This window comes from Nostoc sp. 2RC (genome assembly GCF_014222165.1).
GTDB lineage: Bacteria > Cyanobacteriota > Cyanobacteriia > Cyanobacteriales > Nostocaceae > Nostoc > Nostoc linckia.
In genome coordinates, this window is the sequence record NZ_JACKZU010000657.1 from 1 (window position 1) to 1,928 (window position 1,928).

Consider the following 1,928-nt stretch of genomic DNA (forward strand, 5'->3'; position numbering starts at 1 on the left):
CTATTTTTATAAAAATAGTTACAAAATACAAAAAGCTGTAATTCCCTTTTTTAAATAGTTTTCATAGAATTATCTGATTCTAAAACCAGTCATTTTCAACAGATTAGGGTGCAGTCTCAAGCTTAGACAGAGTTATATACAGCCTTATGTTGCAAATACCACTGAAATTAGCGATGTCTACGACGGGCTACGCCTACGCAATTAAATTCCCACCTTTCCCTCGTTAGCCAATACCACTTGAGAGCAAGTTAATCTGACTTTGTAAAATATTATTAAATTACCAAATTATTGTCTAAAATTCTTCAAATCTCTAAGCTGCATCAATATAACTAGGTAATATTTAAGAAATATTAAGATATTTATTTTCAGAAAAGTACAGTCTTGTCAAGTCTAAAAAATCAATGTTAATACTCAACATCTCTGGGGTGAGAAAAGTTATGAATGATGCACAAAAAAACCGTAACTTTGGCTGCCTTAATGTTAATTTAATTCCTGTCTAGGGAATTATATATAAAGGAACTTATGGCTTAACGGTACAAATCGTGAAAGCTTGCTGCTAAATAAATTAATTTAAGAAAACTCGTTCAAAAATATGGAAGTTAAATTAGGATTCGGAGCTATTCCAAAACCTCAATATGTCTTTGTGAAAAAAGACAATGATTATTGTTGGTATATGCTCTCAGAAAACGAGCAAAAAATTCCCATTTATGACAAAGCTTTGACTGGGGTGATAACTGGGATAGAACTTAATAAAAAGGTTGAAACTAGATTCGGGATAGTTGAAAAAAATGATTTATATATTTTGGCAGATAAACCTTATATTATTCGTTCAGGAAGTGAATCTTACTTTTCCCAAAGTTTGTTGTTATCTTTAGATGCTCTTATTTTTGAGCAAATGCGTAATCCACTGACGATCGCCGTTAGCCCAGGAGAAAGTAATGTAGTTTTTTGTAATATTTACGATCCAGTAACTTATCGGTCTGTAGGGGTTAGTTGGGATGGACACAGAGAAATTGACTGGCAAACTATAGGACAAAGAGTAAGTTTAAAAATTAATTCTATTCAAAATTATAATCAAGAACCAATACAAATATCTGCTAATACAACGCCATCAGAAGCCCATACAGTTTTGATAGCTCAAAGTGACAGATATTTAGCACAATTAAATTGGACTCCAGAACAAGGTAGAGAGTATTTGCAGCAGAAATATGGCAAGCGATCGCGCTTACAACTCTCTGATACAGAAATTCTCGAATTTATTGATTATCTAAAGCTACAACTAGCTTAAAATTGCCAAATGTAGCTTGTTAGGTTGACAGCCCTTGAGAGCCAGGATAAGCTTTGTGTGCTTCTGCATAAATCTTTAATGCTACAGACATCTGCTGTTCGGCTGTCTCTCCCTGTGCTTGGAACCAAGCAAAAGTTTCAGGATCTACCTGAAGTGTAATTTCTACAGGTAACTTGGGCATTCGTAATTGTGCTTTAGCAAAGAATTCTTCAGACAAAGGTGGAATATCTGAGGTATCGATGTCCTCGTTATTCATTGCATCGATTCTAGCCCAATCGGTTTTTGAAGTATTGCTCATAGCGTTTTCGTTCGTGAGACAGTGCTTTGGGATTAAATTTCACTCAAGTGTCTCCTCACTTTCAGGAAAAATTGAAGCTGCGTACTGTAAAGAGAAAGATGCTAAATCAACCGTATCTTGCTCAGTCCAAAAAGTGGAATCACGCTTTTTAAACTTTCCAAAATAGCCTGTTAACTCAGGCTTTTTTCATGTAATATTATGTCCGCATAATTAGTTATGATTCCCACAGTATTGCACCCCAAAGAGCCAAAGCTACGCTTTGTCTCCCCTCCCGAAGAGCGGGGAGGGGATTAAGGGGTGGGGTTTTTCGGGTTTAATAAGTAATCAAGCGGACATGATATA

Annotated in this window: 2 protein-coding genes; one reads left to right on the plus strand and one right to left on the minus strand. The window is 35.5% G+C overall.

Going from position 1 to position 1,928, the window contains the following annotated elements:
- Positions 1-592 precede the first annotated feature (592 nt).
- Positions 593-1,288 carry a hypothetical protein gene (locus GNE10_RS34200; protein WP_185570462.1) on the plus strand — a complete coding sequence of 232 codons (696 nt, stop codon included), beginning with the start codon at positions 593-595 and terminating at the stop codon, positions 1,286-1,288.
- Between the two features lie 19 nt (positions 1,289-1,307).
- Here GNE10_RS34200 and GNE10_RS34205 read toward each other — a convergent pair whose 3' ends face one another.
- Positions 1,308-1,586 (minus strand): hypothetical protein, encoded by a 279-nt coding sequence (locus GNE10_RS34205; protein WP_185570463.1) that lies wholly within the window; start codon positions 1,584-1,586, stop codon positions 1,308-1,310.
- Positions 1,587-1,928 lie beyond the last annotated feature (342 nt).